The following is a 24,387-nucleotide window of genomic DNA, read 5'->3' as shown; positions in this document are numbered from 1 at the left end:
CCATGATTGAGATTGACTATGCATCACCTGCCGGCTTTTTCGCTGGCAGGCGGCTCGGAGGAAGCATCAGCGGCCCCCGTTACAAGCGGTTCGACAGTATGGCAGAGGCCATTCGTTTCGCAATCGAAGAACTGCCCGGCTCCCAGCTTCGGGGAGCAATTCTCGAGGTTCGTGGGGCACGTTTTGGAAGCAGCGAAATTCGTTCGCTGTATGATGCAGCCCATTATCCGCTTCCGCGGCGTGCCGCGTAAGGCCATCCACGAGACGCGCCGGTGGTGAAGGGGCGTTGGCGGACCGGACGATCCAAAACCCATTGTCCCGCACCCTTGACTTTGAGGGGCCGGTTTGAGGGTTTCACGAGGGGCCGGGTGCTGCCCCGCTTGCCTGGCGCACTATTACGTGCGGGTCTCGTCGCCCTCCGGCGGTTCTGTTGGAACCCGACAACGTCCGACGTGTTATGGCCACAATGCTGTAATAGACACGTATCATGCGAGCACTGAACGGCTGATGCCGAACTGCTCGCCAACCTCCCAAACAATTTTTGTAGTCGCAGTCGAGCCTGCTCCTGCGCGTGGAAGATAATGACCATTACCATAGCCCTGAATTCCTCAATGGCCTCCGCATCCCAGGCCCTCTTGCAGCGACCTGCACCCAAGCCCTTCAGCGGATTGAGCCGCAAGGAGCTTCGCCAGATTGTTGCCGAGCAGATCGATTGAGACGCATGTCCGAAATTAGGAGCGAGCATGACGCTCGAACAATCATGAACAGGAAACCGAGCCGGCGTGCCCTACAAGGCGGGCAGACGAATAAACAGCGGTTGCTGGAAAAATATCGGCAACATTTACAGTTTGCCGAGTACAAGTTGTCGGCTGGCGACCGAGTCGGCGCCGAAAATGACCTCCAGCACGCAGAGCATTTCCTTCGAAGCGCCGCCGAACAGAAAGAAGCCGATTGATGATCGACCCCACATCCGCTGATGTCCATCCGGGTGCCGGAAATGAAAAGGCGTGGCTCAAGATACTCTCGAACTACCGCAAGCCGCGGATCGAGCGCAGCCTGTTCGAGCTCGCAGTGACCCTTGTGCCCTTTGTGCTGCTTTGGGCAGCCACCTGGGTCTCCTTGGTGTATGGCTATTGGTTCGGCCTGATCCTGGTTATCCCGGCAGCCGGTTTTCTGTTGCGGCTGTTCATGCTGCAGCATGATTGCGGTCACGGTTCACTTTTCGGCCGCCGCCGGTGGGACGACTGGACCGGACGGGCGATCGGCATCCTGACATTGACACCCTATGACTACTGGCGGCGCGCCCATGCCGAACACCACGCCTCTGCCGGCAATTTGGATGAACGTGGCGTGGGTGATATCACCACGCTCACCGTTGCCGAATACGCGGCGCTGTCGCCCCGCGGCAAACTGGCATACCGTCTCTATCGGCATCCATTGGTGATGTTCGGCATCGGCCCGGCCTTCCTGTTTCTCTTCAAACAAAGACTGCCCTTTGGAATGATGCGGGCCGGCGCCTTGCCCTGGGTTTCGACCATGGCAACCAACGCGGCCGTGGCGATCCTTGCCGCGATCCTGATCTGGGCGATCGGGATCGTGCCGTTTCTGATGGTTCATCTGCCGATTGTCCTGCTTGCCGGGTCCGCTGGCGTCTGGCTGTTTTATGTTCAGCACCAGTTCGAAGACACGCATTGGTCCAGACCCCCGGAATGGGACTTTCCCTATGCGGCCATGCACGGCGCTTCACATTACGACCTGCCGAGTCCGTTGCGCTGGATTACGGGAAACATCGGCATGCATCACATCCACCACCTGTCGAGCAAGGTTCCCTTTTATCGCTTGCCCGAGGTCCTTCGTGACCATCCGGAACTGGCTGGTCTCGGTCGCATCGGACTGCGTGACAGTCTGGGTTGCGTGAAGCTCATCCTGTGGGATGAAAATGCACAAAGACTTGTGACCCTGCGGGAGGCAAAAGCGCTTCTGTGACGGCGTCATAGACACGGGCTGCGCGCAAGAAGGCGTTCGGCTCCGTGTCGCCGGTCGAATGTGCGACGCAGGAAAAACATGTCCCAAAGAAAAATTCACAAACATTGTGCGGTGCAGCAACGTATGGTGCGACGATGCGTTGAGGATAGCGTATCGTCATCCTGTCGGATGCGAAAAGGATAAACCAATGCGATCGATGTCTGACACCCTGGCCCGGCTTGCGAATTTTCGGGCCATGAACCAGCCTGCAGAAGCTCCCTATCCCAATGGGGCTGATCTTCACCCGTTCGGCTCAAATCCGGGCATGCTGCAAGCCAAACTTCATATTCCCGCCCACCTGCCGGCGCAGTCGGGACTGGTGGTTGCTTTGCATGGCTGCACCCAATCCGCTGCCGCTTATGAAGATGGAAGCGGATGGTCCCGTCTTGCGGACGAATACGGGTTTGCGGTTCTTTATCCTCAGCAGACGAGACAGAACAATGCCAATACCTGTTTCAACTGGTTCGTGCCCGAGGATATCCGGCGCGGCGAGGGGGAGGCGCTTTCCATCCGCCAGATGATCGACGCGACGGTCGAGCACTATCAGATCGACCCGGCGCGCATTTACATTACGGGCCTTTCGGCTGGTGGCGCCATGGCGAACGTGATGCTGGCGACCTATCCCGAGGTGTTTGCGGGCGGCGCCATCCTTGCAGGGCTTCCTTATGGCTGCGCGGGCAGGGTGCCGCAGGCTTTCGACCTGATGCGCGGTCGCGGAATTCCCGATGCGACACAACTCCAGGCAAGGCTTCGCCGGGCATCCGACTTTGCAGGGCCCTGGCCGTCGATCTCGGTTTTCCACGGGACCAGCGATGCCACGGTGGCGCCGGTGAACGGCAAGTCCATTATTGCGCAGTGGCAGGCCGTGCATGGGCTGGACAACGCGGCCGGTCGCACGGAAACGGACGACAGGCATACCCGGACGACTTGGCAGGATGCCGATGGCACTGTCCTCCTCGAATATATTGAAATCGAAGGTATGGGACATGGAGCGCCGATCGACGGCGGCGATGGTTATAGCAGACCGGCTCCCTACATGCTGGATGTGGGTTTTTCCTCCACGCTGCATGCCGCTCGCGGCTGGGGTTTGATCCCGTCCTTCGAAAAGAAAACATCGAAGTCGAAATCTGCCGGCGTCGGCAGGCGTTCGGCGCCATTCATCGCAAACGGTCCGCTCACAGATGCAGGCGGCATTCAAAAGATCATCGAAGACGCCTTACGGTCTGCAGGCCTGATGAAGTGACGCTTTGTTTTGTCACTTTTGACGCGTATCCGCTGTCCGATCGTCCTTGAGAAGACTACCGAGGGTCTTGAAGCCTCGGCAATGAGCAGAATTGAACGCCGAATGCGGCACGCCGTACAATTTATGGTCGAAAACGACATTTATCGAAAACTTTTCATTGCTTTTGTGAACACGTTCCGATATAGATAACTTCATCGATCTTTTGCTTGCCGAGCTTTGTCTACCGCGCGATTGGCACCGCGCTTTAAGCGAACTTCCCTTTCAAAAATTGTCGGTTTCCACCCGTGCAGCATCCGTTTCACGGTCCCTCACACTATGCTTTGAAAGGGTTCATCATGACCAATGGCACAGTAAAATGGTTTAATTCCACCAAGGGCTTCGGCTTTATCCAGCCCGACAACGGCGGCGCTGACGCCTTCGTTCACATCTCTGCCGTCGAGCGCGCCGGAATGCGCGATCTTGTCGAAGGTCAGAAGATCGGCTTCGAGCTGGAGCGCGACCACAAGTCCGGCAAAATGTCGGCCACCAACCTGCAGGCCGCATAAACGGTTATCCGCTTCCCGGTGACCACGGATGTACTGGCACTGCCGGAAGCGATTTCATCAAAGGCCGGGCAAATTGCCTGGCCTTTTCCATTTCGGTCGGCACTCAATGTCGCCACTGAATAAGGTCAGGTCCAATGACACAAACACACAGCAAATCCCGCCAGCAGGCGGAGATCGCATTCGGTCATGTTCAGACGCAGTTCTTTTCGAAGAATAGCGCGCTGACGGAACTGGAATCCATCGCACAGGCCAGGGATGCCAAAACCCTGCGGCTGCGCGAGGCACGTCTTGCCAAGGAACAGGCCGACAGCCTGTCCGCGCCATCCAAACTCACGCCCAAGCGCGCCAAGACGCGCTGATTTCCTGGGCACCATTGCTGGGATTAGAATGAAAAACGCCAGAAATAACGAAATCGTTGACCGCCGCACCGCATCCGCCGACGCCAAGGCCGCCTTGCTCGAAGCCTATCGGGCGGCAAAGACGGCCGCAGACCCTGATAGAATGGCGCGGCAGGCCGAACGTACAGCCATTGCGACAGCTCGCGAAGAGCGACGCATTGAACGCGAGCGCGTGAAGCTCGAAGACCAGAAGCGGATGGAAGCGGACGCCGCGGAGCGTCAGGCAGCCGCTGAGGCAGCAGGCCTCGCCGAACAAGCACGGATCATCGAAGACGAAGAGGCACGCAAGGCCGAACGTGACCGGCGCTACGCCAACCGCAAGGCAAGGAAAGCCTGATCAACGATATCGGGAGGGGCGGCACTTGCGGGAGCGTATCGCCCATCCTCATGTCCCTCCGGGGCGGCTTCCAACTCCGGGCGCTGGCCATGCAGACCTGGGCTTTTCCGGCTTAACAGCGCCTGCGTGCCATCAACGGGACACTGAACGGCCCAGCCCTTGCCGGTCTGCCGCCCCAATCCGCTATTGCGCGACGAGCCGTCGCCATGTCCGTCCGGGTCTTTCTTCTGTCTTCCGCTCGTCCAGGGACAAGAGGGAAGGGGGGAAGTCACGCGCCGTGCGGGATCACATCCGATAATGTTTTCAATTATTTAGATATTTGATTTCGGTGTGGCGGCGTCTGTGGTGCTGAACGCAACGCCGACACCGGGCATGGGAAAACCGATGTCAAGGAACGAAAATGTGATTGTTGCTCATTTACTACATAAGCGGATTATGAAGGATAGAACCGATTGTAATTGACTATCACTTATTGCGCGCCGAGCGGGTCATCTGTCATTAGGAGGGGGCGCAAGCAGGCGGATGGGATTCGAAAGTTTCTCAAGCTTGCGTCGTAAAACAGTATGACTGGAGGTCATTATGAACATCAAGAGCCTTCTTCTCGGCTCCGCTGCGGCCCTCGCAGCAGTATCCGGCGCTCAGGCTGCCGACGCCATCGTTGCCGCTGAGCCGGAGCCGATGGAATACGTTCGCGTGTGCGATGCTTTCGGCGCGGGTTACTTCTACATCCCAGGCACCGAAACCTGCCTCAAGATCAGCGGTTACGTCCGCTTCCAGGTTGACGCGGACGAGCGTGACTCGCAGCCGAACTGGAATGCCCGTACGCGCGGTCTGGTCACCTTCGCTTCGAAGTCCGACACCGAATACGGTCCGCTCGGCGGCACCATCACGGTTCGTGCTTGGGCTGACGATTCCAGCAACAGCACGAACGCCAATGACGGGTTGATCGAACTCGACGAAGCCTTCCTGACGCTTGGCGGCTTCCGCGCTGGTTACGGCTACAACTACTGGGACTTGGGCATCGTTGGTGAAACCGACGAACTCGGCTCGAACCGTATCAATCAGATCGGTTACGAGTTCACGGCTGGCGCCTTCAAGGCCGGCATCTTCGTGGACGAACTGAACAGCCCCACCTTCACCAACAACGACACGCTCGGCGTTGAAGGCCAGATCTCCGGCGCATTCGGACCGGTCAAGGCTGCCCTTCTCGGCGGTTACGACGTCGACCGCGAAGAGGGTGCTGTTCGTGGAATCCTGAGCGCCGGTATCGGCCCGGGCACTCTCGAAGGTGCAGTTGTCTATTCGTCCGGCACCAACGCTTATTACTCGGCTTCCGAGTGGGCCTACGCCGTTGCTTACGAAGCTGCGATCACCGACAAGTTCAAGGTTACTCCCGGCTTCCAGTACTGGGACAACATTGCCTGGAACAGCAGCCTCGACGGCTGGAAGGCCGGCGTAACGCTCGATTACGCAATCACCAAGGGCTTTGCTGCAAAGGTATCCGTTCAGTACACCGAGCGTGACGATGTGAACACCGGCGACGGTTACACCTCCGGCTTCTTCCGTCTGCAGCGTTCGTTCTAATCCATTCAGGATTGACGGAGAAAGCCCAGCTGTGCTGGGCTTTTTTCGTTTTAAAATAATAGGTTGAGAAGCAAAACAATTAGTGACGATCAAAAAAAATCTTCACTTCACGCTTTTTTTCCACGACAAAAGGGGCTCGGTGGGCTAAAGGTGACATGTAGTTATATGTTTGCTCTGATCCACCCCGAACCCTCGGGAGAGCCATAGAACTCCAGTCAAGGTTCTCGTCGACAGCGAGATCCGAAATCTCCTCGGTCCCGCCGGGGAGATTTTTTTATCAGCGGGCGTAACAGCGCGGCGACCGTTACTGCGCCATATGCGATCATCAGCAAGACATCTTTGCCTCGGCACCGACGGATGCGGAAGTTCCATAATGTGTATTATCCCGCGAAACACGCAATGACCCCGTCAGTCTAGCTTCAACCGTGAATCCGCCCGGAACGAGCGCAGATCGTTGAGAGCGCTGATCGAACGACCGTCATCGATGGCGGCGAGATCGAGGATAACCGCATTGGCAATGGTCATCGGCACAACGAGCGATTGGGACTGGCCCGGTTCACCGCGTGAAATCGAGATGTGATGGTCCGGCGCCGGATCGATCCGGGCTGCGTGCAGGTCCGTCAATGCCAGGGTCACAGCACCACGTTCTGCAGCAATCCGGCGAACCTCGTGCACAAGCGGTGCGATGCGGCGGAAGGACAAAAGCCAGAGCACGTCACCCTTGGAAAGTGACCAGAGCAGTTCCGGCAACTGGTCGATCTGCCCGGCGAGGTTGATGGCGTTATATCCGGAGCGCACCAATCGAAGCGCGATCAGCGCGGAAAGCGCCGACGAATGCCCGCGCCCGAAGACTAAAATCCGCCGACTGTCGCGCAGGCGTTCCGAAAACGAACGTATATCGCTGTCCGCGACGGTGTTTCGCACATTGTTCAGCGCGGCGATCTCGCTATCGAGGACCGAAGCGAGCAGACCGCCCTCCTCTGCCCTCACCAGGCGTGCGGCCATTCGGGCGGCAGAGCTTTCGAAATCGCCACCACCTTCCATCAGGTTCGCCTGCAGGAAACTGCGAAACTCCGGATAACCCTTGAAGCCCAGCCGCCGGGCAAGCCTGACCGCCGACGCCGGGTGCACACCGGCGCGGAAGGAAACATCCTTGCCGTTTTCCATCGCGGCCCGGATCGGATCCCGCACCAGAACATCCAGGAGCCGCGTATCGGCATCCGTCAGGCGGGTGGAATGGCGGCTGATCAGATCGCCGAGCGCCGGGGGAAACGGATCCTGTTTATCCATTATTCTTCCGTGTTGAAAATGCTGTGCACATTCCGTTCGAGATCAACCCGCTCGCCACTGTCGTTATCAAAGAACAGCGTCCGGTCAAGGTCGTAGGAGATCCACAACGGATCAGCAGCCAGCATCCTCTCGCGTCGTGGTGTCGTCACCGTCAGCCGTCCTGCGGGGCTGTCGCAATGCAACAGCAGATCCGAACCCGTCATCTCCGACAGGACAATGCGGGCTTCAAGCGCCGGGCGGGCCGGTCTTTCCGTATGGACCGTCAGGATATCCGGGCGAAGCCCCGCCGTGAGGCCTTGCATGCCCTGCCAGCCCGGCAGCCGGTCGGCGGCGATGAAATTGATTGGCGGCACGCCGAGAAAACTCGCGACGAAACGGTTCTGCGGACGATCGTAAATGGCCTCTGGGCGATCAAACTGCTGCAGATGACCGTCTTTCATCACCGCAACGCGGTCGGCAAGCGACAGGGCCTCCGTCTGATCGTGGGTCACGTACACGATCGTTGCGCCCAGTTGGCGATGCAGTTCCTTGATTTCGGTGCGCATGGCCACCCGCAACGCATTGTCCAGATTCGACAGCGGTTCGTCCATCAGGAAGGTCGAGGTGTTGCGCGCCATGGCGCGCCCCATGGCGACACGCTGGCGTTGGCCACCGGAAAGCGCAGCCGGCTTGCGTTCCAGGTAGGCGTCGAGCTGTAACATGTGCGCCACCTCCTCTGCCCGGCGGTTGCGCTCGGCCCGCGGCATACCGCGCAATTCCAGACCGAAGGCGATGTTTTCGCGCACGCTCATGTGCGGATAAAGCGCATAGTTCTGGAAGATCATCGCGATGTCGCGGTCCTGCGGGGCCAAATCATTGGCGCGTTTGCCGGCAATCTCGATCTCGCCCGCATCGGCACGCTCAAGCCCGGCGATCAGCCGCAGCAAAGTGGATTTGCCGCAGCCGGAAGGGCCAACGATGACGATGAATTCACCGGGATGAAACTCCATCGAGACATCGTGCAGAACCGTCGGGCCGCCAGGATAGGTCTTGCGTATATTGCGAAGAACAATGCCGCTCATGCTGCGACCTCCCCGTGAGAAAAGGCGGTGCGCAGCGCCATCGCCAAGGTCGGCCGATCCGTGGTGAACACCTTGACGTCAAGCGTCAGCGCCTTGTTGATCTGTGCTGGCGTATGCGCGGCCCAGCAGCCGAAATCGATCCCGGCAGCGCGTATGATCGCGGCAAGTTCCGCATCTGCGGTGTCGATATTGACGCCAATTTCAGGAATGCCTTGCGCCTGGCACAGGTCGATCACCCCGTGCACGCCGACCTGACGCAAGACGGGCGGACTGACCAGCCAGAGCCGTGGCCGGCCCGTTGCCGCAGCCAGTTCCTCCAGCGACGACAGAAGGAAGGAGGAAAAGGTTGTGCGTTCCAACATGCCGTGTTTGCGCAGCAGATCGACAACCTGCGGCACGAAGCCCGCATAGGGCCTGGCGTCGACGCCCGGCTTGATCTCGCAACGAAAATCGACACTGCTCGTGGCATAGAGCCCGCAGAGTTCGTCGAGCGTGAGCGGATGGCCGCCGGCACTGTAATTGATGGTGGCGGCCTTTACCTCCGCAAGCGTCAGGCCGGCGATCGCGCCGCAACGGTCGGTCGTCCCTTCCAGCGTCGGGTCGTGATGGACGACAATCGCGCCGTCTGATGTCGGGTGAACGTCGAATTCCACCTCATCCAGGGGCATGGCGGCTGTGGCCGCAAATCCGCGTGGTGTACTGTCGCCATATTCGAGGGTGCCGCCGCGATGGGATGCAATGCGTGTCATGCGTCTGTTCTTCCCCATTTCGTTATCTGACTGAATCATTTGACGGCGCCCATGGTGATGCCGCGCACAAGGTGGCGCTCGACGAGCAGAAAGCCGATGAGCACAGGCAGGATGGTGATGGTGGAGGCGGCCATGACCAGCGGCCAGTCCACAAGCCCCTCCCCCGGATTGATCTTGTAGAGCCGCGCCAGGCCGATTTGCAGCGTGTAGAGATCCTGCTTGCCGACGGCGACGAGCGGCCAGATGTAGTTGTTCCACTCGGTGATGAAGATGTAGAGCGCCATGGAGGCAATGGCCGGACGGGAAAGCGGCACGATGATGCGCCACAGCACGGTGAGCGGCGTTGCGCCATCCATATAGGCCGCCTCGTCCAACGCCTTCGGGATGCCGCGGATGTATTGCCGCAAGAAGAAGGCAGCAAAACCGTTGGAAATCGCCGGCAGGATCAGCCCCGCATAGGTATCAAGCAATCCGGCCTTGGCGAGTGTCAGGTAATTGGGAATGAGGCTGATATGGCTCGGAATCATCAGGGTCGCGACGGTTGCGCCGAACATCAGATCGCCGCCGCGAAAAGTGAAACGGGCAAAAGCGAAGGCGGCGAGCGTCGCCACGGTAATGCCGAGAACGGTGACAAGGCCGGAGACGATCAGGCTGTTGACGAGATAGCGGGCGAAATTGAACTCGCCGACGGCACGGCCGTAATTGTCCAGCGTGAAGACAAGTTTGCCGGTGTAGAAGGCATCAGCCGTCTGGAACGACATCCACACCGAATAAAGCACCGGCGAGAGGAAGAGCAGGCCGGCGGCCACCGATAGCGTCGTCAGAATGGGGTTTTCAGGCTTCATAATGCACCTTGCTGCCGATGATGCGCGACTTCAGGATGGCGAGCGTCACCAGAAGGACGAAAAGAATGACGGCGAGTGCCGAGCCACGCCCGATATCGAACAGCACAAAACCGATCTCATAGAGCAGGTTCACCAGCATATCGGTGGCGCCTGCCGGTCCGCCTCTGGTCATAACATTGACGATGGTGAAGACCTGGAACGCCTCGATTACTGAGATGACCAGCAGGAAATAGGTGGTGGGCATGACCAGCGGCATCGTCACGCGGCGAAAGACGTGGAAACGTCTCCCGCCATCGACGGCGGCGGCATCGTAGAGTTCCTGCGGGATCGCCTGCAGGCCGGCAATATAGATGACGATGTCATAACCAAGCTGCCGCCAGGTGTTGACGATAATCAGCACCCAGAGCGCCAGATGTGGATCCTGCAACCATTGCGGTCGACCGAGGCCAAGCCCGCTGAGGATGGCGTTCATCATGCCGTAATCGGTGGCGAAGACCCAGGAGAACACCACAGCGATCGAGACCGTGGATGTGACAGACGGCAGGAACAAAGCACCGCGCAAAAGGCGGGAGGGCAGTGTTTCGCGCACCAGGCGGCTGGCGATCGCAAGAGCAGCCCCCAGCCGGAGCGGGACCGAAAGTACCGCAAAGACGGTGGTCACCCACAACGAATTCCAGAATTCGGATGAGGCGAACAATTCCTCGTAATTGCGCAGGCCAACGAAAGGCATGTCCGGCGTGAGGAAATTCCACTGGCGCACGCTGAGGTTCAGGCTCGCGACAATCGGAACATAGGTAAACACCGCGATGAAGATCATCAGCGGCGCGACAAAGAGATAAGGCGTCAATTTCCGGAGCATTGTGAAGACCTGCGCCGGCCGGACCCAGTCCGACCGGCGCGCTTGAGGAAGGAGAGATCAGTTTCCGGCGCGCTGGCTTTCCTTGCGCGTCTGTTCGGCAAAGTCCTTCAGCGCTTCGTCCGCCTTGCGCTGGCCAAGGGCAATCGACTGCCACACCTTGTATTCGTTCGAGCGCATCCAGGTGACGAAGGTGGAACGGGCACGGCCATGGGCATAAGGCAGCGAATTGATCGCCATGTCGATGCCCGGCTGGCTTTCCAGCGCCTTCACGGCAACCGGAAGGGCAGCACTCTTCTTGTTGATCGGCAGATAACCGGTCGCGGCAAACCAGGCGGCATTGGCCTCCGGTGAAGCGGCATAACTGATGAACTTGTAAGCGGCATCCTGAACTGCCTTCGGCGAAGAAGCCATGATGCCGATGCCGGCGCCACCGATCGGAACCGAGCAGACCTTGTTGCAGGGCATGGGCCGCACGACCAGATTGTCTCCCAGCGTCTTTTTCCGGCCGCCATAGCTGCCGATCGAATCCATGTCGATGCCCACCTTGCCGGCCAGGAAGGCGGCATTGCCCTTGTCCTCGTCGGTCACGCCATCAGCTGAGGCAACCTTGTGTTCGCTGACCAGAGAGCCCATCCACTGATAGGCTTCGATCGTGTTCGGTTTGTCGAGCAGGATCTCGTTGGTCTTCGGATTGATCAACTCGCTGTCGTTGGACATGACGAGACCCCAGCGGGCGAACTGGCCAGGGGCTCCGATCCCGGAAATGCCTTCCGAACCAAGCTTTGCCTGGATCGTTTTCGCCGCGGCCAGAACCTCGTCGAACGTCTTCAGCGGGAGATCGGCGGACAGGCCGGCGCGGGCCAGGATGTCCTTGTTGAAATAAAGGACCGGGGTCGAGGAGTTGAACGGCACGACATAATTCTTGCCGTTGATCACGCCGATTTCGCGCGCGAAATCGTACAGATCGTTCTTCAGCGGATCCGCATCGACGTAAGGCGTGAGGTCGGTCAGGACTTTGTTGTTGGCAAAGAGACCGTAGCGGGTAATCTCCAGGATGACCGCATCCGGCGCACGATTGGCCGGAATGGCAGCCTGCAGCTTGGCGACAAGATCGTTGTAATTGCCAACGAATTCCGGCTCGACGTCGATGTCGGGATTGGCTGCTTCGAAATTGGCGATGATCTTGTTCAGCGCTTCGCCGTTGGTTTTGCTGAACGTATGCCAGAACTTCACGGTCGTGGCAGCTTCAGCCGATCCGATCGTGGCGAATAGGGCGAGCATGCTGGATGCAACGAGGGAATGCAATTTGCGTGTCATTTCTCTCTCCAATGCAAAAGAAATTGCAATGAGAGCGAATTAGCAACCATACAAGACACTTGCATGAAGCCCGGATGAAGACTTGATGACGCAAGCCTCCGCCCCATGCGCTTACCGGCCCTTGATGCTTTTCCGTGCAGCGGCAAAGCATCATCTATCAACAGGTGTCATCAGATCAGCTCTGGACAGGGCGGCGCAAACTTTCTAGGAGGTGTAATTATATAACATACGGCAGGAGACGACATGATCAGGACGCCAACCATTCTGGCTGCGCTTGCGCTAGCCATCTCTCTCTCAGGGCCTGCAAAATCCGCTGGTGACGGTGTCGTGGACATCGTCGCGCCATTCGAGATCAAGGGTATGGACCCCACGACGTCAGGTGATGTCTTCCTGCGCATGGGTATAGTGGAGACACTGGTGGAGGCCGACGCCGAAGGTCGCCCGATTCCCGCTCTCGCAAAAGCCTGGAGCCTGTCCGAAGATGGCAAGCTGTGGACCTTCGAGCTGCAGCCGAACGCCAGGTTCCACGATGGCGCGCCAGTCGATGCCAAGGCGGTTGCCAACGCCCTGGAGATTGCACGTGGCAAACCGGGCCTGCTCAGCAAAACACCCATCCAGTCCATTGATGCGGTCGGCGACAAACAATTGACGATCAGGCTGACGGCGCCCTTCGCTCCCTTGCTCGCCTTCCTGGCCGAGAGCCGTGCACAGGTTCTGGCGCCCTCCGCCTATACCGGTTCCGACGTCAAGGCGATCATTGGCAGCGGTCCATTCAAGCTCACCGGCTTTGCACCGCCGCAGAGCCTGACCGTTGAACGCAATCCCGATTATTGGGGCGCGAAGCCGCAGATCGAAAAGGCGACCTACCTTTCCGTCAGCCGCGCCGAAACGCGGGCTCTGATGGCAGAAAGCGGCGATGCCGACTACGTCTTCAACCTCGATCCGGCAAGCCGCACCCGGCTTTCCAAGAGCAACAAGGTGAAGGTCCTCTCGGTCTCCATCCCGCGCAGTGTAATGCTGAAGGTGAATGCCGGCCGCGATGTCCTTGCTGACCGCAAGGCGCGTGAGGCGCTCAGTCTGGCAATCGACCGTGAGGGCCTGGCCGTGGCGGTGCTCCGGTATCCGGCGGCCGCAACGCAGCTCTTTCCGCCGAGCCTCGGCATCTGGCATGACAAGGATCTTCCGCCCCTGGCCTACGAGCCGGAAAAAGCCAAGGCACTGCTGGCCGAGCTTGGCTGGACGCCGGGCGCCGATGGAATCCTGCAAAAAGACGGCAAACCTTTTGCCCTGACGCTCACCACCTATCCGGACCGTCCGGAACTGCCTTTGATCGCCGCCGTACTGCAGGACCAGATGGCCGAGATCGGGGTTTCTTTGACCATCAACTCCACCAATTCGAGCGAAATCCCGGCCAAACATCAGGACGGCAGTCTCGACCTCGGTCTCATGGCCCGCAACTTCGCACTCGTGCCCGACCCGATCGGCACCATGCTGACGGATTACGGTCCGAAGGGTGGGGACTGGGGCGCGATGAACTGGTCCAATCCGGACTTTGACGCGGCTCTCTCCAAGCTGACGCGTATTGCCGATGCCGCTGAGGGCGCAGAATTGCGGCGGGAAGCCGTCGCCGCCATTCAAAACGACCTCCCGGTCATCCCGATTGCCTGGTACCAGCAGACAGTTGCCATTTCTCCGAAACTGGAAGGCGCGGGCATCGATCCCTACGAGCGTTCCTTCGGGCTCGACAAAATGCGGTGGGCTGAATGATCCGTCTCCTGTTCGGCAGGCTGGTCCAGGCGGCACTCGTTGCCCTGATGGTCGGTCTCCTGACCTTCGTGATGACGCGGTTCCTGCCTGGGGATCTGGCATACCGCATCGCGGCAGGCCGTTACGGTTATGACATCGTCGACAGTGCGGCCGCGGCGAAGGTGGCGGCCGAACTGTCGATCAACCAGCCGGCGCTCGTGGCGCTTGGCCAGTGGATGTTCGACCTCGTGCGTTTCGAATTCGGCACCTCGCTGATCTCCGGACAGCCGGTATGGGAAGAGGTGTCGACCCAACTGGGCCACACACTGAAACTGGCGGCGGTTGCGATCCTTCTGTCGCTGCTGATCGGACCGCCGCTTGGTATTCTTGCAGGTCTGCGGCCAGGCGGGCTGCTCGATCGCAGCCTCATCCTGATCTCCACGGGGATGCGGGCGCTGCCGCAATTCGTGGTCGGGCTTGGCATCATCATCATTTTCAGCCTGACACTGGGTCTGTTCCCGGTCGCGGGCCACGATCACCCAGGACATCTGGTCCTCCCCGCCCTCACGCTGGCTCTTGGGTTGGCGGCCGTGTCCAACCGGGTGGCGCGCGACGCCATGCGTTCGGTGTCCGAAACCGCCTTCTACACCTTCGGCCGAACAAAGGGCCTGAGCGAATGGGAGGTCTTCCGGGGCCACGGGCTTCGCAACGTCGCCGTGCCGATCATCACCTATCTCGGCGTTCAGTTCGTGTACCTGATCGAAGGCGTGGTCGTGGTCGAAACCTTGTTTGCATGGCCTGGCATCGGCCATGCCCTCGTCCACGCGATCTTCGGCCGCGACGTGCCGATGATCCAGGGCGCGGCCTTCATCATGGGTTTGTTGTTCGTTGCCCTCAATGCGCTCGTTGATGCCCTGTGCCACCTGATTGATCCGAGAGAACGCCGTACATGACTTCCCCGGAATATGCATTGCCGCGCGCAACCGGTTTCCCGGTCCGCAGGGCGGCAGGCCTTGCCATCCTTGGCGGGCTCGTCCTTTTTGCCTTCCTGCCGCTTCTGTTCGGTGGACCGGATCCGTTGAAGCAGAGTCTGAGGTTATCCTTGCAGGGGCCGAGTACTGCTGACTGGTTTGGTTACGATCACCTGGGTCGCTCGATGCAGGCCAGGCTTTCGGCCGCTCTGCGCCTCTCCCTCGGGCTTGCCCTTCTCTCCGTGGTGACGGCGATGGTGCCGGGGGTCCTGCTGGGTGTTGCGGCTGCGTGGCGCGGCGGGATCATCGACCGCTTCATCGGCGGAATTTCCGAAGCATTCCTGGCGCTTCCAGGCCTGCTGCTGGTGCTGATGTTGACTGCGATCGTGCCGGACAACCCCTTGATGCTTTACCTCGGCATATCGCTCGTTCTCTGGGTGGAATATTTCCGCCTGACCAGGGCACTCTCCAAACCGCTGCTGCTTTCGCCATCGGTCGAGGCCTCGAGGCTTCTTGGTTTTGGTCCCTGGACCATTCTGCGGCGTCACCTTTGGCCGGAACTTGCGCCGATGCTTGTGACGGTAGGGTCTTATGGGGCGGCATCCGCGATCATGGCAATCGCAGCGCTCGGTTTCGTCAGCGTCGGCGTGCGCCCGCCAACACCGGAACTCGGTGCCATGATGATTGAACTCCTGCCCTATTACGAGGAAGCACCCCATGCGCTGCTGCAGCCGATCCTCGTCATCTTCCTGATGGTTCTCGCCCTGCAGCTGATTGGCGCGAAGGAAAAGCCATGAACACTGTCCTGAAGGTCACCGACGCTGCCGTTTTCGCCGGCAATAAGCAACTGGTTGAGCCAACCTCGTTCGAGCTGGCACAGGGCCGCGTGCTCACCATCGTCGGCGAGACGGGCTCGGGGAAAAGCTTGCTCGCACAGGCGGTCGCGGGGCTTCTGCCGGACGGGCTTTCAGCAACGGGCGTGGCCAATCTCAACGGCACGCACTTCGATCTGGCAAAACCGGCCTCGCTGCGCCCCCTCTGGGGACGGACCCTCGGAATTCTGCCGCAGGAACCGTGGCTGGCACTCGATCCGACCATGCGCGCCCTCGATCAGGTGGCCGAGGGGCATCGGCTTGTGCGTCATCTTGAACGGGCGGCCGCCCTGGATGAGGCCCGTCGTGACCTGAAGGCGCTGGGCGTGGAGGATGCCGAAGGAAAGCTTCCCGACCAGCTGTCCGGAGGGATGGCACAACGGGTCGCCTTTGCCGCAGCCCGTGCCGGCGGAGCGCGCATCGTGATTGCCGACGAACCGACGAAGGGGCTCGACGTCGCCCGCCGCGACGACGTGATCGCGTTGCTGATGAAGGAAGTCGAGGCAGGCGGCTCGGTGCTCGTCATCACCCACGATCTTGCGCTGGCAAGACAGATGGGCGGCGAGATCGCCGTCGTCCTGCAGGGTCAGGTCATCGAAAAGGGCGAGACTGAGGCCGTCCTCTCGAACCCGTCGCACGACTACACGAAGCGGCTGATTGCGGCCGATCCCGCCAACTGGACGGCGATGGCAAGACAAGGCCTGCAAAGTGAGCCCATTCTGGTTGCCGACGCTCTGTCGAAGACCCGTGGCGGCAAGCTGCTGTTCTCCGGCCAGAACCTCAAGATCCACCGGGGCGAGATCATCGGCGTCAGCGGGCCGAGTGGTTCGGGTAAAAGCTCTCTCGGCGATATCCTGCTCGGTTTGATCAAACCGGATGACGGCGTGATTGCGCGGTTGCCCGGCGCTGCCCGGCATCGCTTCCAGAAGATCTACCAGGACCCGCCCTCCTCGTTTCCCGCCAGGATCACGATCGGGCAGAACCTCGACGACCTGATCCGCCTTCATGGGCTGGACAGGCGGATCCTATCGGCGCTTCTCAAGCGATTGCGCTTGTCTGAAGACCTCCTCCAACGGCGCCCGTCGGACGTGTCCGGTGGCGAACTCCAGCGTTTGTCCATTGCCCGCGCCATGCTTCTGGAGCCTGTCTTCCTGTTTGCTGATGAACCGACGTCCAGGCTCGACCCGATCACGCAGCAGGAAACGGTGGATCTGCTGGTCGAGCTTGCCCGCGAGCGCGACTGCGCAATCCTGCTCACGAGCCATGACAAGGCCTTGATCGACAAAACATGTGACAAGGTCATCGACATCGCTGCGGCATGAGACAAAAGCGGCGCAGGCGGATGGCCGCCAGGTTGTGCGCAACCTGGCGGACGTCGATGGTTCGCCATTCTTTGCCCCCCATCGCTCTGCCCACAGTTTCAACGACTTGCGGCCCGCGCGGTTCGTTCAGATCGGGTAGTCCAGATCGCCATCCTGAACGGTGATCCAGCGGAGTTCGGTGAATTCCGCAATACCCCAGGCCCCGCCGAAGCGACCGTATCCAGAGGCCTTCACGCCGCCAAACGGCATTTGCGCCTCGTCGTGCACCGTGGGGCCGTTGATGTGGCATATGCCGGCTTCGACCCGTTTTGCCACCCGCATGGCGCGCGCGACGTCGCGGCCGAAGACCGAGGACGCGAGGCCGAATTCGCTTTCATTGGCGATCCGCAGGGCCTCATCGATCGATTCCGCCCGGATGATGGCAGAGACCGGTCCGAAGCTTTCTTCCTGGTAGAGACGCATTTCGGGCGTCACGTGATCCAGCGCCGCGGCATTCATCAGGGTTCGGGTCCCACCGCCTGCGATCAGGGTTGCGCCCTTCGCAATGGCATCGGCGACGAGATCGTTCACCCGATCTGCCGCAGCCTGGTTCACGAGGCAGCCGAGCGGCGCGGTACCCTGTCTCGGATCGCCCGCGACAAGCGTCGCAACCTTGCCCGCATAGGCCGCCGCAAAGGCATCGCCAATGGAGCCGACCGTGATGATCCGCTCCGTCGACATGCAGATCTGGCCCTGGTTCATGTAGGCGCCGAAACTGGCCGCTGCGACCGCCTTGTCGATGTCGGCATCGTCCAGCACGATCATCGGCGCTTTTCCCCCAAGCTCCAGCACGGCCGGCTTCAGGTGACGTCCTGCCAGTTCTCCGATGACGCGGCCGACCCGCGTCGACCCGGTGAAGTTGATCCGCCGGATGGCCGGATTGCGGATCAGCGCCTCCACCAGACAGGGTGCATCATCGGGGTGGTTGGAGATGGCATTGAGAACACCGGGTGGAAAGCCGGCTGCCGCCACCGCTTCCACAACGAGGGAATGGGTGCGCGGGCAAAGCTCCGAGGTTTTCATGACGACGGTATTGCCACAGGCGAGCGGCGTGGCGATCGATCGCACGCCCAGAATGACCGGAGCATTCCATGGCGCCATGGCAAGGACGACACCTGCCGGCTGTCGCATCGCATAGGCGGTCGATCCAGGACGGTTCGAGGGAATGATCTCTCCCCTGATCTGCGTGGTCAGCGCCGACGCCTCGATCAGCATGTCGCAGGCCAGGCTGATGTTGAACTGCGCCCATGCCTTCGTCGCCCCGATCTCCTGCGTCATCGCATCGATGATGTCGTCGGCACGGCTCTTGAGATTGGCCGCAGCCGCCAGAAGCGCGTTGCGTCGGATGCCGGGTCCACTGTCCGACCAGTCTGGAAAGGCCTGCGCTGCAGCATCGACGGCGCGGTGCGTGTCTTCAAGCGACGCGGCGGCGGCGACGGTGACCACCTCTCCCGTCACCGGATTGGCACGTGTGAACGTACGTCCGCCTTCCGCCGAGTGTTTTCGCCCGCCAATAAAGAGGTTCACGGCGTCCATCGGCCTATTTCACGCTCGCATTGCCGTTCATGCGGCCGATCCTCCCAGGAAGGCGTTGACGACGGCCGGATCGTTGCGCAGATCGGAAGCGGTACCGCTTCCTGTCACCCGGCCGGCCTCGAGCAGGTAGGCCCTGTCCGCTAGGGCAAGCGTCGCCCGCGCATTCTGCTCCACCAGCATGATCGTCAGGCCGTTGCCGCGGATCCGCGCCAGAGCGGCAAAGACCTCCTGCGTCACGATCGGCGCCAGGCCGAGGGATGGCTCGTCCAGCAGAAGGAGATCCGGATCCGACATCAGCGCCCGGCCGATGGCCACCATCTGCTGCTCGCCGCCGGACATGGTGCCGGCGATCTGATGCCGTCGCTCGGCAAGCTTTGGAAAGATGGCATGGACGAGCTCACGTCTTTGCCCTGTATTCCTCTTGTCCCGGGCCGGCAGGGAACCGAGCGTCAGGTTTTCCTCCACGGACAGGCGCGGAAAGATCCCGCGTCCTTCCGGCACCAGCGCAATGCCGGAGGCAACGAGCAGATGCTGCGGCAGCTGGCTCAATTCCTGGCCCCTGTAGAGCAGCGTGCCGGAAGCAGCCTGAACGCGCCGTCCGATCGCGTTGAGCAGCGAGGATTTTCCAGCCCCGTTGGCGCCCAGAATGGCCACCATCTCGCCTGTGTTCACCGTGACCGAAACATCGTCGAGGGCGAGATGCTTGCCGTAGCGGACCGAAAGATTGCGCACCTCAAGCATGTTCCACCTCCCCGAGATAGGCGGCGATCACATGACGATCCGAAAGCACGGCTTGCGTCGGTCCATCGGCAATCAGCGTGCCGGAATTCATCACCAGGCAGCGTGGGCACAGCGCACGCACGGCCTCCATGATGTGTTCGACCATGATGATGGTGATGCCGGTGGTCGACAGGCTCTGGATCAACGCGATGCCATCGCGAAGCTCGGTGGGATTGAGTCCAGCGAGCCACTCGTCCAGCAACAGAAGCCTGGGCCGTGCCGCAAGCGCACGGGCAAGTTCCAGGCGCTTCTGATCGAGATAGGTGAGATCACCCGCCGTGGCGGACAGGCGGTCGGACAGCCCGACCTGTTCCAGTGCCTCGCGGGCCACCGAAACCACCGCCTCACCCCAGAGCCGGGCGGGACCGAAGGCGGCAGGCACCATGACGTTCTCAAGTAGCGTCAGTGACGGCAGGATTCGCACCAGCTGGAAGGTCCGGGCAATGCCCTGCCGGGCAATGATGTCCGCCCGCTGTCCCGTCATATCCTGCCCGTTCAGCACGAAGCGACCGGCGGTGGGGGCAAGCGCCCCGGAGATCAGATTGAGAAGCGTCGTCTTGCCGGATCCGTTTGGCCCCAGCAGGCCGAGGATCTCGCCGCCTGCCACGTCGAAGGACACGTCGTTGACCGCAACCAGCCCGCCAAAACTCTTCCGGGCGCGTGTAACGTGAAGCATGGTCATGCAGTGCCTCCCTTCAAGCGATTTCGGAATGCCTCGGCGCTGCTCAGCAAACCTTGCGGGAACAGGAAGACGACCGCAATGAACATCAAGCCGAGAATGACCGGATAGGTATCTGGGAAACTGACGGACAGCCATTCGAAGAGCAAAAACAGCGGCACGGCACCCATCAGAGGCCCCCAAAGGCGGTTTGCGCCGCCGAGAAGCGCCATGATCACGGTCAGGAAGCTCACCGTCGGGTTGAACACGAGGCTGGGCTCCACATAGGTCCAGCGCGGCGAGGCGATCGCCCCCGCGAGCGTGATGATCGTCGATGAAAGAGTGAAAGCAATGAGCTTGGTTCGGGAAAGGTCGATGCCGGAATGCGCCGCCACCATCTCGTCATCGCCAATCACCTTGAGGGCGAGACCCAGGCGATGACGCCCGATCCAGGCGCTGAGGCCGATGGTGAATACGGCGAGTGCGAGCATCTGCCAATAGATGCCGCGGGCCGTGACATCGAGGAAGATGTAGCGGCCAAGCGTGCCCGTAACATTGACTTCGTACCAGGTGATGAGCTGCCGGATCAGTTCGGCAAGCCCGAAGCTGAAGATGACGAAATAGATGCCGGCGAGCCTGAGCGTCGACAGTCCGACGATCAGGGCCAGCAGGAAACCGATAAGCCCGGCGCACAGCAGGACCAGCGGATAAGGAAGGCTTTCGTTCAGCACCGCGACCGTATAGGCGCCGGAGCCATAGAAGGCGACGGTGGCAAGCGACACATACCGCGTATGGCCGGAAAACAGCGCCCAGGCGGACGCGAGCGTGACGTAAGTGACAAGGCCGATCATCAGGCCCAGGCTGTAGTCCGAGAGATAGCCCGGAATAGCCGCAAGCAGGACGACGGTGACGACGGCAAGCGCGATCCTGCTCATGCGCGTCTCCCGAAGATGCCCTGCGGGCGCCAGAGCAGCACACCAAGGAAGATGGCGAAGGTGGCCGCGAGCGTCAGGCCGGGATCGATCATGGTGGCGACGAATGTCTCGACGAGGCCGAGCGCGAAACCGGCCACCAGAACCCCGGGCACATTGCCGACGCCGCCCATGATGACGATAACGAGCGCCTTCATCGTGAATACGACGCCGTCCGTCGCGGAAAAGGTCTGGTACATTGCCACGCTCGTTCCGCCGATGGCGGCAAGAGCAGAGCCAAGTGCGAAGGCCTGCCGCGCGACGCGGTTGACATCGATGCCGACCAGCGGTGCGGAGGACGGTGTCAGGGCAACAGCGCGCATGACGAGGCCCCAGCGGCTGCGGGAAATCGCCAAGGTGAGTGCGCCTCCGGCAATCACGCAGACGGCGAATGCCAGCAGCCGGTTCAGCGCAACTGTCACGCCGAACACGGAGATCCCCTGATCCAGATAGGCGATCGAGGTGAAGTTCGAGCCGAAGACCATCAACAGCAGGCCCTGGATGACGAAAAGCAGGCCGAAGGTGGCGAGGATCGAATCCACCTCCAGTCGGCTGCCGCCGCCGGACCGGGCAACGAGCGGGCGCATCATCACAGCGTAAAGAGCCCAGCCAATCGCATAACCCAAGGGGCCAACGAGAAGAATGGCGGCGAGAGGCGAGATGCCGGCGGCCTGGAACAGGAAGACGAGCACGAAGGCCGCCGCAAGCGTGATCTCGCCGTAAGCGAGGTTCATGATCCGGGCAATGCCGTACTGAATGGTCAGGCCAAGCGCCAGAAGCGCATAGGTGCCGCCAAGCACCAGGCCGAGAATGAGGGTTGTCATGGCGTGTCCTGGAGATGGACCCGTGCCGCAGCGGCCGGATCCGTCACGGGGTGCAGGCTTGATCCGCCACCGTCCCCTTGACGGGCCGGTGGCGGCGTTCAGGCAGAATTACCAAGTGGGTTTCGGAATGACCGCCGGGACCGCTCCGGTCTTGCCGGCGGGATCAAGTCCCTTGAAGGCATTGCCCTGCCACTGGCCGACCCACCACAGGTCGCGCAGCTGATTGTCCTTCAGCTTCACCGGGCCGATGATCGTATCGAAGCTGCTGGTCGAAAACTCGTTGGCGAGCTTGGCATGATCGAGGCCTACCCGTTGCACGGCCTGCTGCAGCATCTGCAGCGAGGCATAAGTGATCGCCGATGCCCAGCTGTCCGGCGGCGCGCCGGCGCTTGCCGTGTGGCGCTTAAAATAGTCCTGGATTGCCGGTGAGCTTGCATCGACCCCGCCAATCGACATCACGCCTTCGGCCTTGCCGTCAGACACCTTCGGAAAGATCGGGAAAGCCCCGCCGACACCGACGTAGAAGACCTTCGGATTGAAGCCGATCGACTGCGCTGTCTTCGTCATGCCGAAGGAATCCGGCGGATAAGAGAAGGCGACGAAACTGTCGGCGCCGCTCTTCTTCGCCTCGTTCATCAGTGCGGCGAAATCGGAGGTGCCAAGCGGATAGGTCTTGTCATAGGCAACCTCGAAACCGGCGTCCTTGAAGGCCGGACGGGCGCCCTTGACGAGATCGATGCCGAAGCCGTCGGCAACCGAGACCATCGCGATCTTGTTGTTGATCGTACCCGCGGCCTTTGCGGCCTTCAGGACATTGGCGAGACCAACGGCATAATCATGCCCGCCGCCGAGCATCCAGTAGCTGCGTTTCCAGCGTGCCGCAAACTCCGGCGCCTTGTCGGTCACCGAGGTCACCGCCAGCTGCGGATAACCGAACCGGTCCATCAGCGGCGCGATCGCGAGGTTCGGGCCGGTGCCCCATGGCGGCAGGATGAAATCCACCTTGTCCTGGCTCGCCAGGCGCTCGATGGCACGCACGAGATCCTCGTTGGACGACCGGTCGTCATATTCGACGACTTCGATCATCCGCTTCTTTCCGTCCGGCATGGTCAGCCCGCCGGCCTGGTTCACCTCTTTGACCCAGAGCTGATAGTTGGGAATGGTGGTAATGCCGGCGCCGGTCGCGTTGGCGCCGGTTTTTGCCACTGCATAGCCGATCTTGATCGGCGGCTCGGCTGCGACGGCAGCGCTCGATGCGAACGAAAACCCAATCGCCGTTGCGCAGGCCAAAGCCGTCATCGCCTTGCGACGTGTCATTCTTGTCATGATGTCCTCCCGTGGCCCGGCACATGAGCGGGCGTTCCGCAACGCGCAGGACCCTCCACAGTCGCTACTGGTTGCACCGTGACCCTATCAGGGTGACAAATGTTTGAAATGCACTCTTGCGATGAAAAATTGTACTTCTGTTTGCGTGAACATCCAATTTCTTGCAGAGTAGGGACATGTTCCGCACCCTGCCCCATCGAGAAACCCCGCTGCTCTACCTGACGGCAGCGCTTTCGCTGCAGCAGATCCGCAGCCCACTGACGCGTGTCGGCTATGCGGTGCCGGTCGGGCATGCGGCTCTCATCTTGGCACAGGCCGGCGGGATCGGCCTTGTCTCCCCCGACGACGGCGCTGAAGTCGCCGAAGTCCTCGGTGCACGGTTGATCTGGCTGCCACCCGGCGCGAGACACGAAATCAAGGCGCGTGCCGGAACGCGCGCGACACTGCTGTTCGTGCGGGACACGGTGATTGCCCATGCCCTGACCGCCGATGCCGTGGGCGGCGAGATCCGCCGCGCGCTGGAGCAACGCATTTCTCTGCCGCTCGATGATCCGAATCCCTTCCTGCAGATCGTCGACGGCTTGGCGCGCGAGCGGGTGGACAGACCGCCGGGCTCCGAACTGGCCCAGGAACTCTACATCACGCTGCTGCTTCTGCAGGTCTGGCGCCTATTGCGCATTGACATGAGCAATCATGGACGCGCGCCACAGGGCATCGCCGAACGTTTCGTGGCGCTGGCTCACCATCACATGCGCGATCACTGGCCGATCGCCCGTTATGCCTCCACCTTGCAGGTGAGCCGCGAGCGACTGGGTTCGGCCGTCCAGCGGTCGACCGGGCTTTCGCCGCAGGCCTATCTGCATCAGGTGCTCATTCGCGAGGCGTGCGAACTTCTGACGAACACCGGCATGACCGTTGGCCAGATCGCCTTCCGGCTCGGATTTGCGGATGCGGGGTATTTCAACCGCTTCTTCCGGGCGAGGACCGGTCAGACCCCGGGGCGCTACCGCCGACGCTTCCTGCAACGCCAGGCCGGCAAGGATTCCTCCTACGCCGCGTGGCCGTGAGAAAAGACGCCGCGGCAGAGCC

25 protein-coding genes are annotated in these 24,387 nt (G+C 60.9%); 13 read left to right on the top strand and 12 right to left on the bottom strand.

Annotated features, from left to right (window positions below; all coding sequences use genetic code 11):
• Window positions 1–2 precede the first annotated feature (2 nt).
• The 8 genes from OU993_RS15535 (at window position 3) to OU993_RS15500 (ending at window position 6,132) form a co-directional block, all read left to right on the top strand.
• Complete coding sequence (locus OU993_RS15535) at window positions 3–251, top strand: hypothetical protein (RefSeq protein ID WP_268158885.1); 249 nt, start codon at window positions 3–5, stop codon at window positions 249–251.
• Window positions 252–760: 509 nt separating this feature from the next.
• Window positions 761–955 (top strand): DUF4167 domain-containing protein, encoded by a 195-nt coding sequence (locus OU993_RS15530; RefSeq protein WP_268158884.1) that lies wholly within the window; start codon window positions 761–763, stop codon window positions 953–955.
• A complete protein-coding gene (locus tag OU993_RS15525; RefSeq protein ID WP_268158883.1) occupies window positions 955–1,986 on the top strand; it encodes a fatty acid desaturase in 1,032 nt (343 codons plus the stop codon). The genes OU993_RS15530 and OU993_RS15525 overlap by 1 nt, the downstream gene beginning before the upstream one ends.
• Before the next feature lie 187 nt (window positions 1,987–2,173).
• On the top strand, window positions 2,174–3,268 hold the full coding sequence (locus OU993_RS15520) for an extracellular catalytic domain type 1 short-chain-length polyhydroxyalkanoate depolymerase (protein WP_268159684.1): 1,095 nt from the start codon (window positions 2,174–2,176) through the stop codon (window positions 3,266–3,268).
• A 335-nt stretch (window positions 3,269–3,603) separates the two neighbouring features.
• A complete protein-coding gene (locus OU993_RS15515; RefSeq protein ID WP_268158881.1) occupies window positions 3,604–3,813 on the top strand; it encodes a cold-shock protein in 210 nt (69 codons plus the stop codon).
• Between the two features lie 134 nt (window positions 3,814–3,947).
• Window positions 3,948–4,172 carry a hypothetical protein gene (locus OU993_RS15510; protein WP_268158879.1) on the top strand — a complete coding sequence of 75 codons (225 nt, stop codon included), beginning with the start codon at window positions 3,948–3,950 and terminating at the stop codon, window positions 4,170–4,172.
• Between the two features lie 28 nt (window positions 4,173–4,200).
• Window positions 4,201–4,548: a DUF6481 family protein gene (locus OU993_RS15505; protein WP_268158877.1), complete on the top strand. Its 348-nt coding sequence runs from the start codon at window positions 4,201–4,203 to the stop codon at window positions 4,546–4,548.
• 579 nt (window positions 4,549–5,127) lie between these two features.
• On the top strand, window positions 5,128–6,132 hold the full coding sequence (locus OU993_RS15500) for a porin (protein ID WP_268158875.1): 1,005 nt from the start codon (window positions 5,128–5,130) through the stop codon (window positions 6,130–6,132).
• 408 nt (window positions 6,133–6,540) lie between these two features.
• Here the strand turns inward: OU993_RS15500 and OU993_RS15495 are convergent, their stop codons facing one another.
• From OU993_RS15495 to OU993_RS15470, 6 genes are read right to left on the bottom strand one after another with little or no spacing between them, the layout of a single operon-like run.
• Window positions 6,541–7,422, bottom strand: a complete 882-nt coding sequence (locus OU993_RS15495) for a MurR/RpiR family transcriptional regulator (RefSeq protein ID WP_268158873.1) — start codon at window positions 7,420–7,422, stop codon at window positions 6,541–6,543.
• Window positions 7,422–8,483, bottom strand: a complete 1,062-nt coding sequence (locus OU993_RS15490; RefSeq protein ID WP_268158871.1) for an ABC transporter ATP-binding protein — start codon at window positions 8,481–8,483, stop codon at window positions 7,422–7,424. The genes OU993_RS15495 and OU993_RS15490 overlap by 1 nt, the downstream gene beginning before the upstream one ends.
• Entirely contained in the window at window positions 8,480–9,232 is a 753-nt protein-coding gene (locus OU993_RS15485) for a glycerophosphodiester phosphodiesterase family protein (protein WP_268158869.1), read from the bottom strand. The genes OU993_RS15490 and OU993_RS15485 overlap by 4 nt, the downstream gene beginning before the upstream one ends.
• Window positions 9,233–9,267: 35 nt before the next feature.
• On the bottom strand, window positions 9,268–10,077 hold the full coding sequence (locus OU993_RS15480; protein WP_268158867.1) for a carbohydrate ABC transporter permease: 810 nt from the start codon (window positions 10,075–10,077) through the stop codon (window positions 9,268–9,270).
• The gene (locus OU993_RS15475) at window positions 10,067–10,936 is read right to left on the bottom strand and encodes a carbohydrate ABC transporter permease (RefSeq protein WP_268158865.1); all 870 of its coding nucleotides are present in this window, start codon (window positions 10,934–10,936) and stop codon (window positions 10,067–10,069) included. Before OU993_RS15475 ends, OU993_RS15480 begins: the two co-directional genes overlap by 11 nt.
• A gap of 57 nt (window positions 10,937–10,993) precedes the next feature.
• Window positions 10,994–12,253 carry an ABC transporter substrate-binding protein gene (locus OU993_RS15470; RefSeq protein ID WP_268158863.1) on the bottom strand — a complete coding sequence of 420 codons (1,260 nt, stop codon included), beginning with the start codon at window positions 12,251–12,253 and terminating at the stop codon, window positions 10,994–10,996.
• A 243-nt stretch (window positions 12,254–12,496) separates the two neighbouring features.
• On the opposite strand from OU993_RS15470, the gene OU993_RS15465 reads away from it, so the two are divergent.
• The 4 genes from OU993_RS15465 to OU993_RS15450 are packed head-to-tail and all read left to right on the top strand — an operon-like array spanning window position 12,497 to window position 17,164.
• Window positions 12,497–14,020 carry an ABC transporter substrate-binding protein gene (locus OU993_RS15465; protein WP_268158861.1) on the top strand — a complete coding sequence of 508 codons (1,524 nt, stop codon included), beginning with the start codon at window positions 12,497–12,499 and terminating at the stop codon, window positions 14,018–14,020.
• Window positions 14,017–14,952 carry an ABC transporter permease gene (locus OU993_RS15460; RefSeq protein WP_268158859.1) on the top strand — a complete coding sequence of 312 codons (936 nt, stop codon included), beginning with the start codon at window positions 14,017–14,019 and terminating at the stop codon, window positions 14,950–14,952. Before OU993_RS15465 ends, OU993_RS15460 begins: the two co-directional genes overlap by 4 nt.
• A complete protein-coding gene (locus OU993_RS15455) occupies window positions 14,949–15,767 on the top strand; it encodes an ABC transporter permease (protein ID WP_268158857.1) in 819 nt (272 codons plus the stop codon). Before OU993_RS15460 ends, OU993_RS15455 begins: the two co-directional genes overlap by 4 nt.
• The gene (locus tag OU993_RS15450; protein ID WP_268158855.1) at window positions 15,764–17,164 is read left to right on the top strand and encodes an ABC transporter ATP-binding protein; all 1,401 of its coding nucleotides are present in this window, start codon (window positions 15,764–15,766) and stop codon (window positions 17,162–17,164) included. The genes OU993_RS15455 and OU993_RS15450 overlap by 4 nt, the downstream gene beginning before the upstream one ends.
• 126 nt (window positions 17,165–17,290) lie before the next feature.
• Here the strand turns inward: OU993_RS15450 and OU993_RS15445 are convergent, their stop codons facing one another.
• From OU993_RS15445 to OU993_RS15420, 6 genes are all read right to left on the bottom strand, one after another.
• A complete protein-coding gene (locus OU993_RS15445) occupies window positions 17,291–18,739 on the bottom strand; it encodes an aldehyde dehydrogenase (protein WP_268158853.1) in 1,449 nt (482 codons plus the stop codon).
• A 27-nt stretch (window positions 18,740–18,766) separates the two neighbouring features.
• Window positions 18,767–19,480, bottom strand: coding sequence for an ABC transporter ATP-binding protein (locus OU993_RS15440; protein WP_268158851.1), 714 nt, complete (start codon window positions 19,478–19,480; stop codon window positions 18,767–18,769).
• A complete protein-coding gene (locus OU993_RS15435) occupies window positions 19,473–20,201 on the bottom strand; it encodes an ABC transporter ATP-binding protein (protein WP_268158849.1) in 729 nt (242 codons plus the stop codon). The genes OU993_RS15440 and OU993_RS15435 overlap by 8 nt, the downstream gene beginning before the upstream one ends.
• Complete coding sequence (locus tag OU993_RS15430; RefSeq protein ID WP_268158847.1) at window positions 20,198–21,112, bottom strand: branched-chain amino acid ABC transporter permease; 915 nt, start codon at window positions 21,110–21,112, stop codon at window positions 20,198–20,200. Before OU993_RS15430 ends, OU993_RS15435 begins: the two co-directional genes overlap by 4 nt.
• Complete coding sequence (locus tag OU993_RS15425) at window positions 21,109–21,972, bottom strand: branched-chain amino acid ABC transporter permease (RefSeq protein WP_268158845.1); 864 nt, start codon at window positions 21,970–21,972, stop codon at window positions 21,109–21,111. Before OU993_RS15425 ends, OU993_RS15430 begins: the two co-directional genes overlap by 4 nt.
• Window positions 21,973–22,080: 108 nt before the next feature.
• Window positions 22,081–23,298 (bottom strand): amino acid ABC transporter substrate-binding protein, encoded by a 1,218-nt coding sequence (locus OU993_RS15420; RefSeq protein ID WP_268158843.1) that lies wholly within the window; start codon window positions 23,296–23,298, stop codon window positions 22,081–22,083.
• 176 nt (window positions 23,299–23,474) lie between these two features.
• On the opposite strand from OU993_RS15420, the gene OU993_RS15415 reads away from it, so the two are divergent.
• Window positions 23,475–24,365, top strand: coding sequence for a helix-turn-helix transcriptional regulator (locus OU993_RS15415; RefSeq protein ID WP_268158841.1), 891 nt, complete (start codon window positions 23,475–23,477; stop codon window positions 24,363–24,365).
• The last annotated feature ends 22 nt before the right edge of the window (window positions 24,366–24,387 follow it).

It is taken from the genome of Rhizobium sp. SL86, from assembly GCF_026672545.1.
In the GTDB taxonomy this organism is placed as follows: Bacteria; Pseudomonadota; Alphaproteobacteria; order Rhizobiales; family Rhizobiaceae; genus Neorhizobium.
Note: the sequence above shows the minus strand (reverse complement) of the source record. Positions and strands in the feature narration are given on the sequence as shown.

Coding starts and splice junctions, on each gene's coding strand:
- OU993_RS15535 (WP_268158885.1), top strand. CDS start 3: ATGATTGAGATTGACTATGCATCACCTGCCGGCTTTTTCGCTGGCAGG.
- OU993_RS15530 (WP_268158884.1), top strand. CDS start 761: ATGAACAGGAAACCGAGCCGGCGTGCCCTACAAGGCGGGCAGACGAAT.
- OU993_RS15525 (WP_268158883.1), top strand. CDS start 955: ATGATCGACCCCACATCCGCTGATGTCCATCCGGGTGCCGGAAATGAA.
- OU993_RS15520 (WP_268159684.1), top strand. CDS start 2,174: ATGCGATCGATGTCTGACACCCTGGCCCGGCTTGCGAATTTTCGGGCC.
- OU993_RS15515 (WP_268158881.1), top strand. CDS start 3,604: ATGACCAATGGCACAGTAAAATGGTTTAATTCCACCAAGGGCTTCGGC.
- OU993_RS15510 (WP_268158879.1), top strand. CDS start 3,948: ATGACACAAACACACAGCAAATCCCGCCAGCAGGCGGAGATCGCATTC.
- OU993_RS15505 (WP_268158877.1), top strand. CDS start 4,201: ATGAAAAACGCCAGAAATAACGAAATCGTTGACCGCCGCACCGCATCC.
- OU993_RS15500 (WP_268158875.1), top strand. CDS start 5,128: ATGAACATCAAGAGCCTTCTTCTCGGCTCCGCTGCGGCCCTCGCAGCA.
- OU993_RS15495 (WP_268158873.1), bottom strand. CDS start 7,422: ATGGATAAACAGGATCCGTTTCCCCCGGCGCTCGGCGATCTGATCAGC.
- OU993_RS15490 (WP_268158871.1), bottom strand. CDS start 8,483: ATGAGCGGCATTGTTCTTCGCAATATACGCAAGACCTATCCTGGCGGC.
- OU993_RS15485 (WP_268158869.1), bottom strand. CDS start 9,232: ATGACACGCATTGCATCCCATCGCGGCGGCACCCTCGAATATGGCGAC.
- OU993_RS15480 (WP_268158867.1), bottom strand. CDS start 10,077: ATGAAGCCTGAAAACCCCATTCTGACGACGCTATCGGTGGCCGCCGGC.
- OU993_RS15475 (WP_268158865.1), bottom strand. CDS start 10,936: ATGCTCCGGAAATTGACGCCTTATCTCTTTGTCGCGCCGCTGATGATC.
- OU993_RS15470 (WP_268158863.1), bottom strand. CDS start 12,253: ATGACACGCAAATTGCATTCCCTCGTTGCATCCAGCATGCTCGCCCTA.
- OU993_RS15465 (WP_268158861.1), top strand. CDS start 12,497: ATGATCAGGACGCCAACCATTCTGGCTGCGCTTGCGCTAGCCATCTCT.
- OU993_RS15460 (WP_268158859.1), top strand. CDS start 14,017: ATGATCCGTCTCCTGTTCGGCAGGCTGGTCCAGGCGGCACTCGTTGCC.
- OU993_RS15455 (WP_268158857.1), top strand. CDS start 14,949: ATGACTTCCCCGGAATATGCATTGCCGCGCGCAACCGGTTTCCCGGTC.
- OU993_RS15450 (WP_268158855.1), top strand. CDS start 15,764: ATGAACACTGTCCTGAAGGTCACCGACGCTGCCGTTTTCGCCGGCAAT.
- OU993_RS15445 (WP_268158853.1), bottom strand. CDS start 18,739: ATGGACGCCGTGAACCTCTTTATTGGCGGGCGAAAACACTCGGCGGAA.
- OU993_RS15440 (WP_268158851.1), bottom strand. CDS start 19,480: ATGCTTGAGGTGCGCAATCTTTCGGTCCGCTACGGCAAGCATCTCGCC.
- OU993_RS15435 (WP_268158849.1), bottom strand. CDS start 20,201: ATGACCATGCTTCACGTTACACGCGCCCGGAAGAGTTTTGGCGGGCTG.
- OU993_RS15430 (WP_268158847.1), bottom strand. CDS start 21,112: ATGAGCAGGATCGCGCTTGCCGTCGTCACCGTCGTCCTGCTTGCGGCT.
- OU993_RS15425 (WP_268158845.1), bottom strand. CDS start 21,972: ATGACAACCCTCATTCTCGGCCTGGTGCTTGGCGGCACCTATGCGCTT.
- OU993_RS15420 (WP_268158843.1), bottom strand. CDS start 23,298: ATGACAAGAATGACACGTCGCAAGGCGATGACGGCTTTGGCCTGCGCA.
- OU993_RS15415 (WP_268158841.1), top strand. CDS start 23,475: ATGTTCCGCACCCTGCCCCATCGAGAAACCCCGCTGCTCTACCTGACG.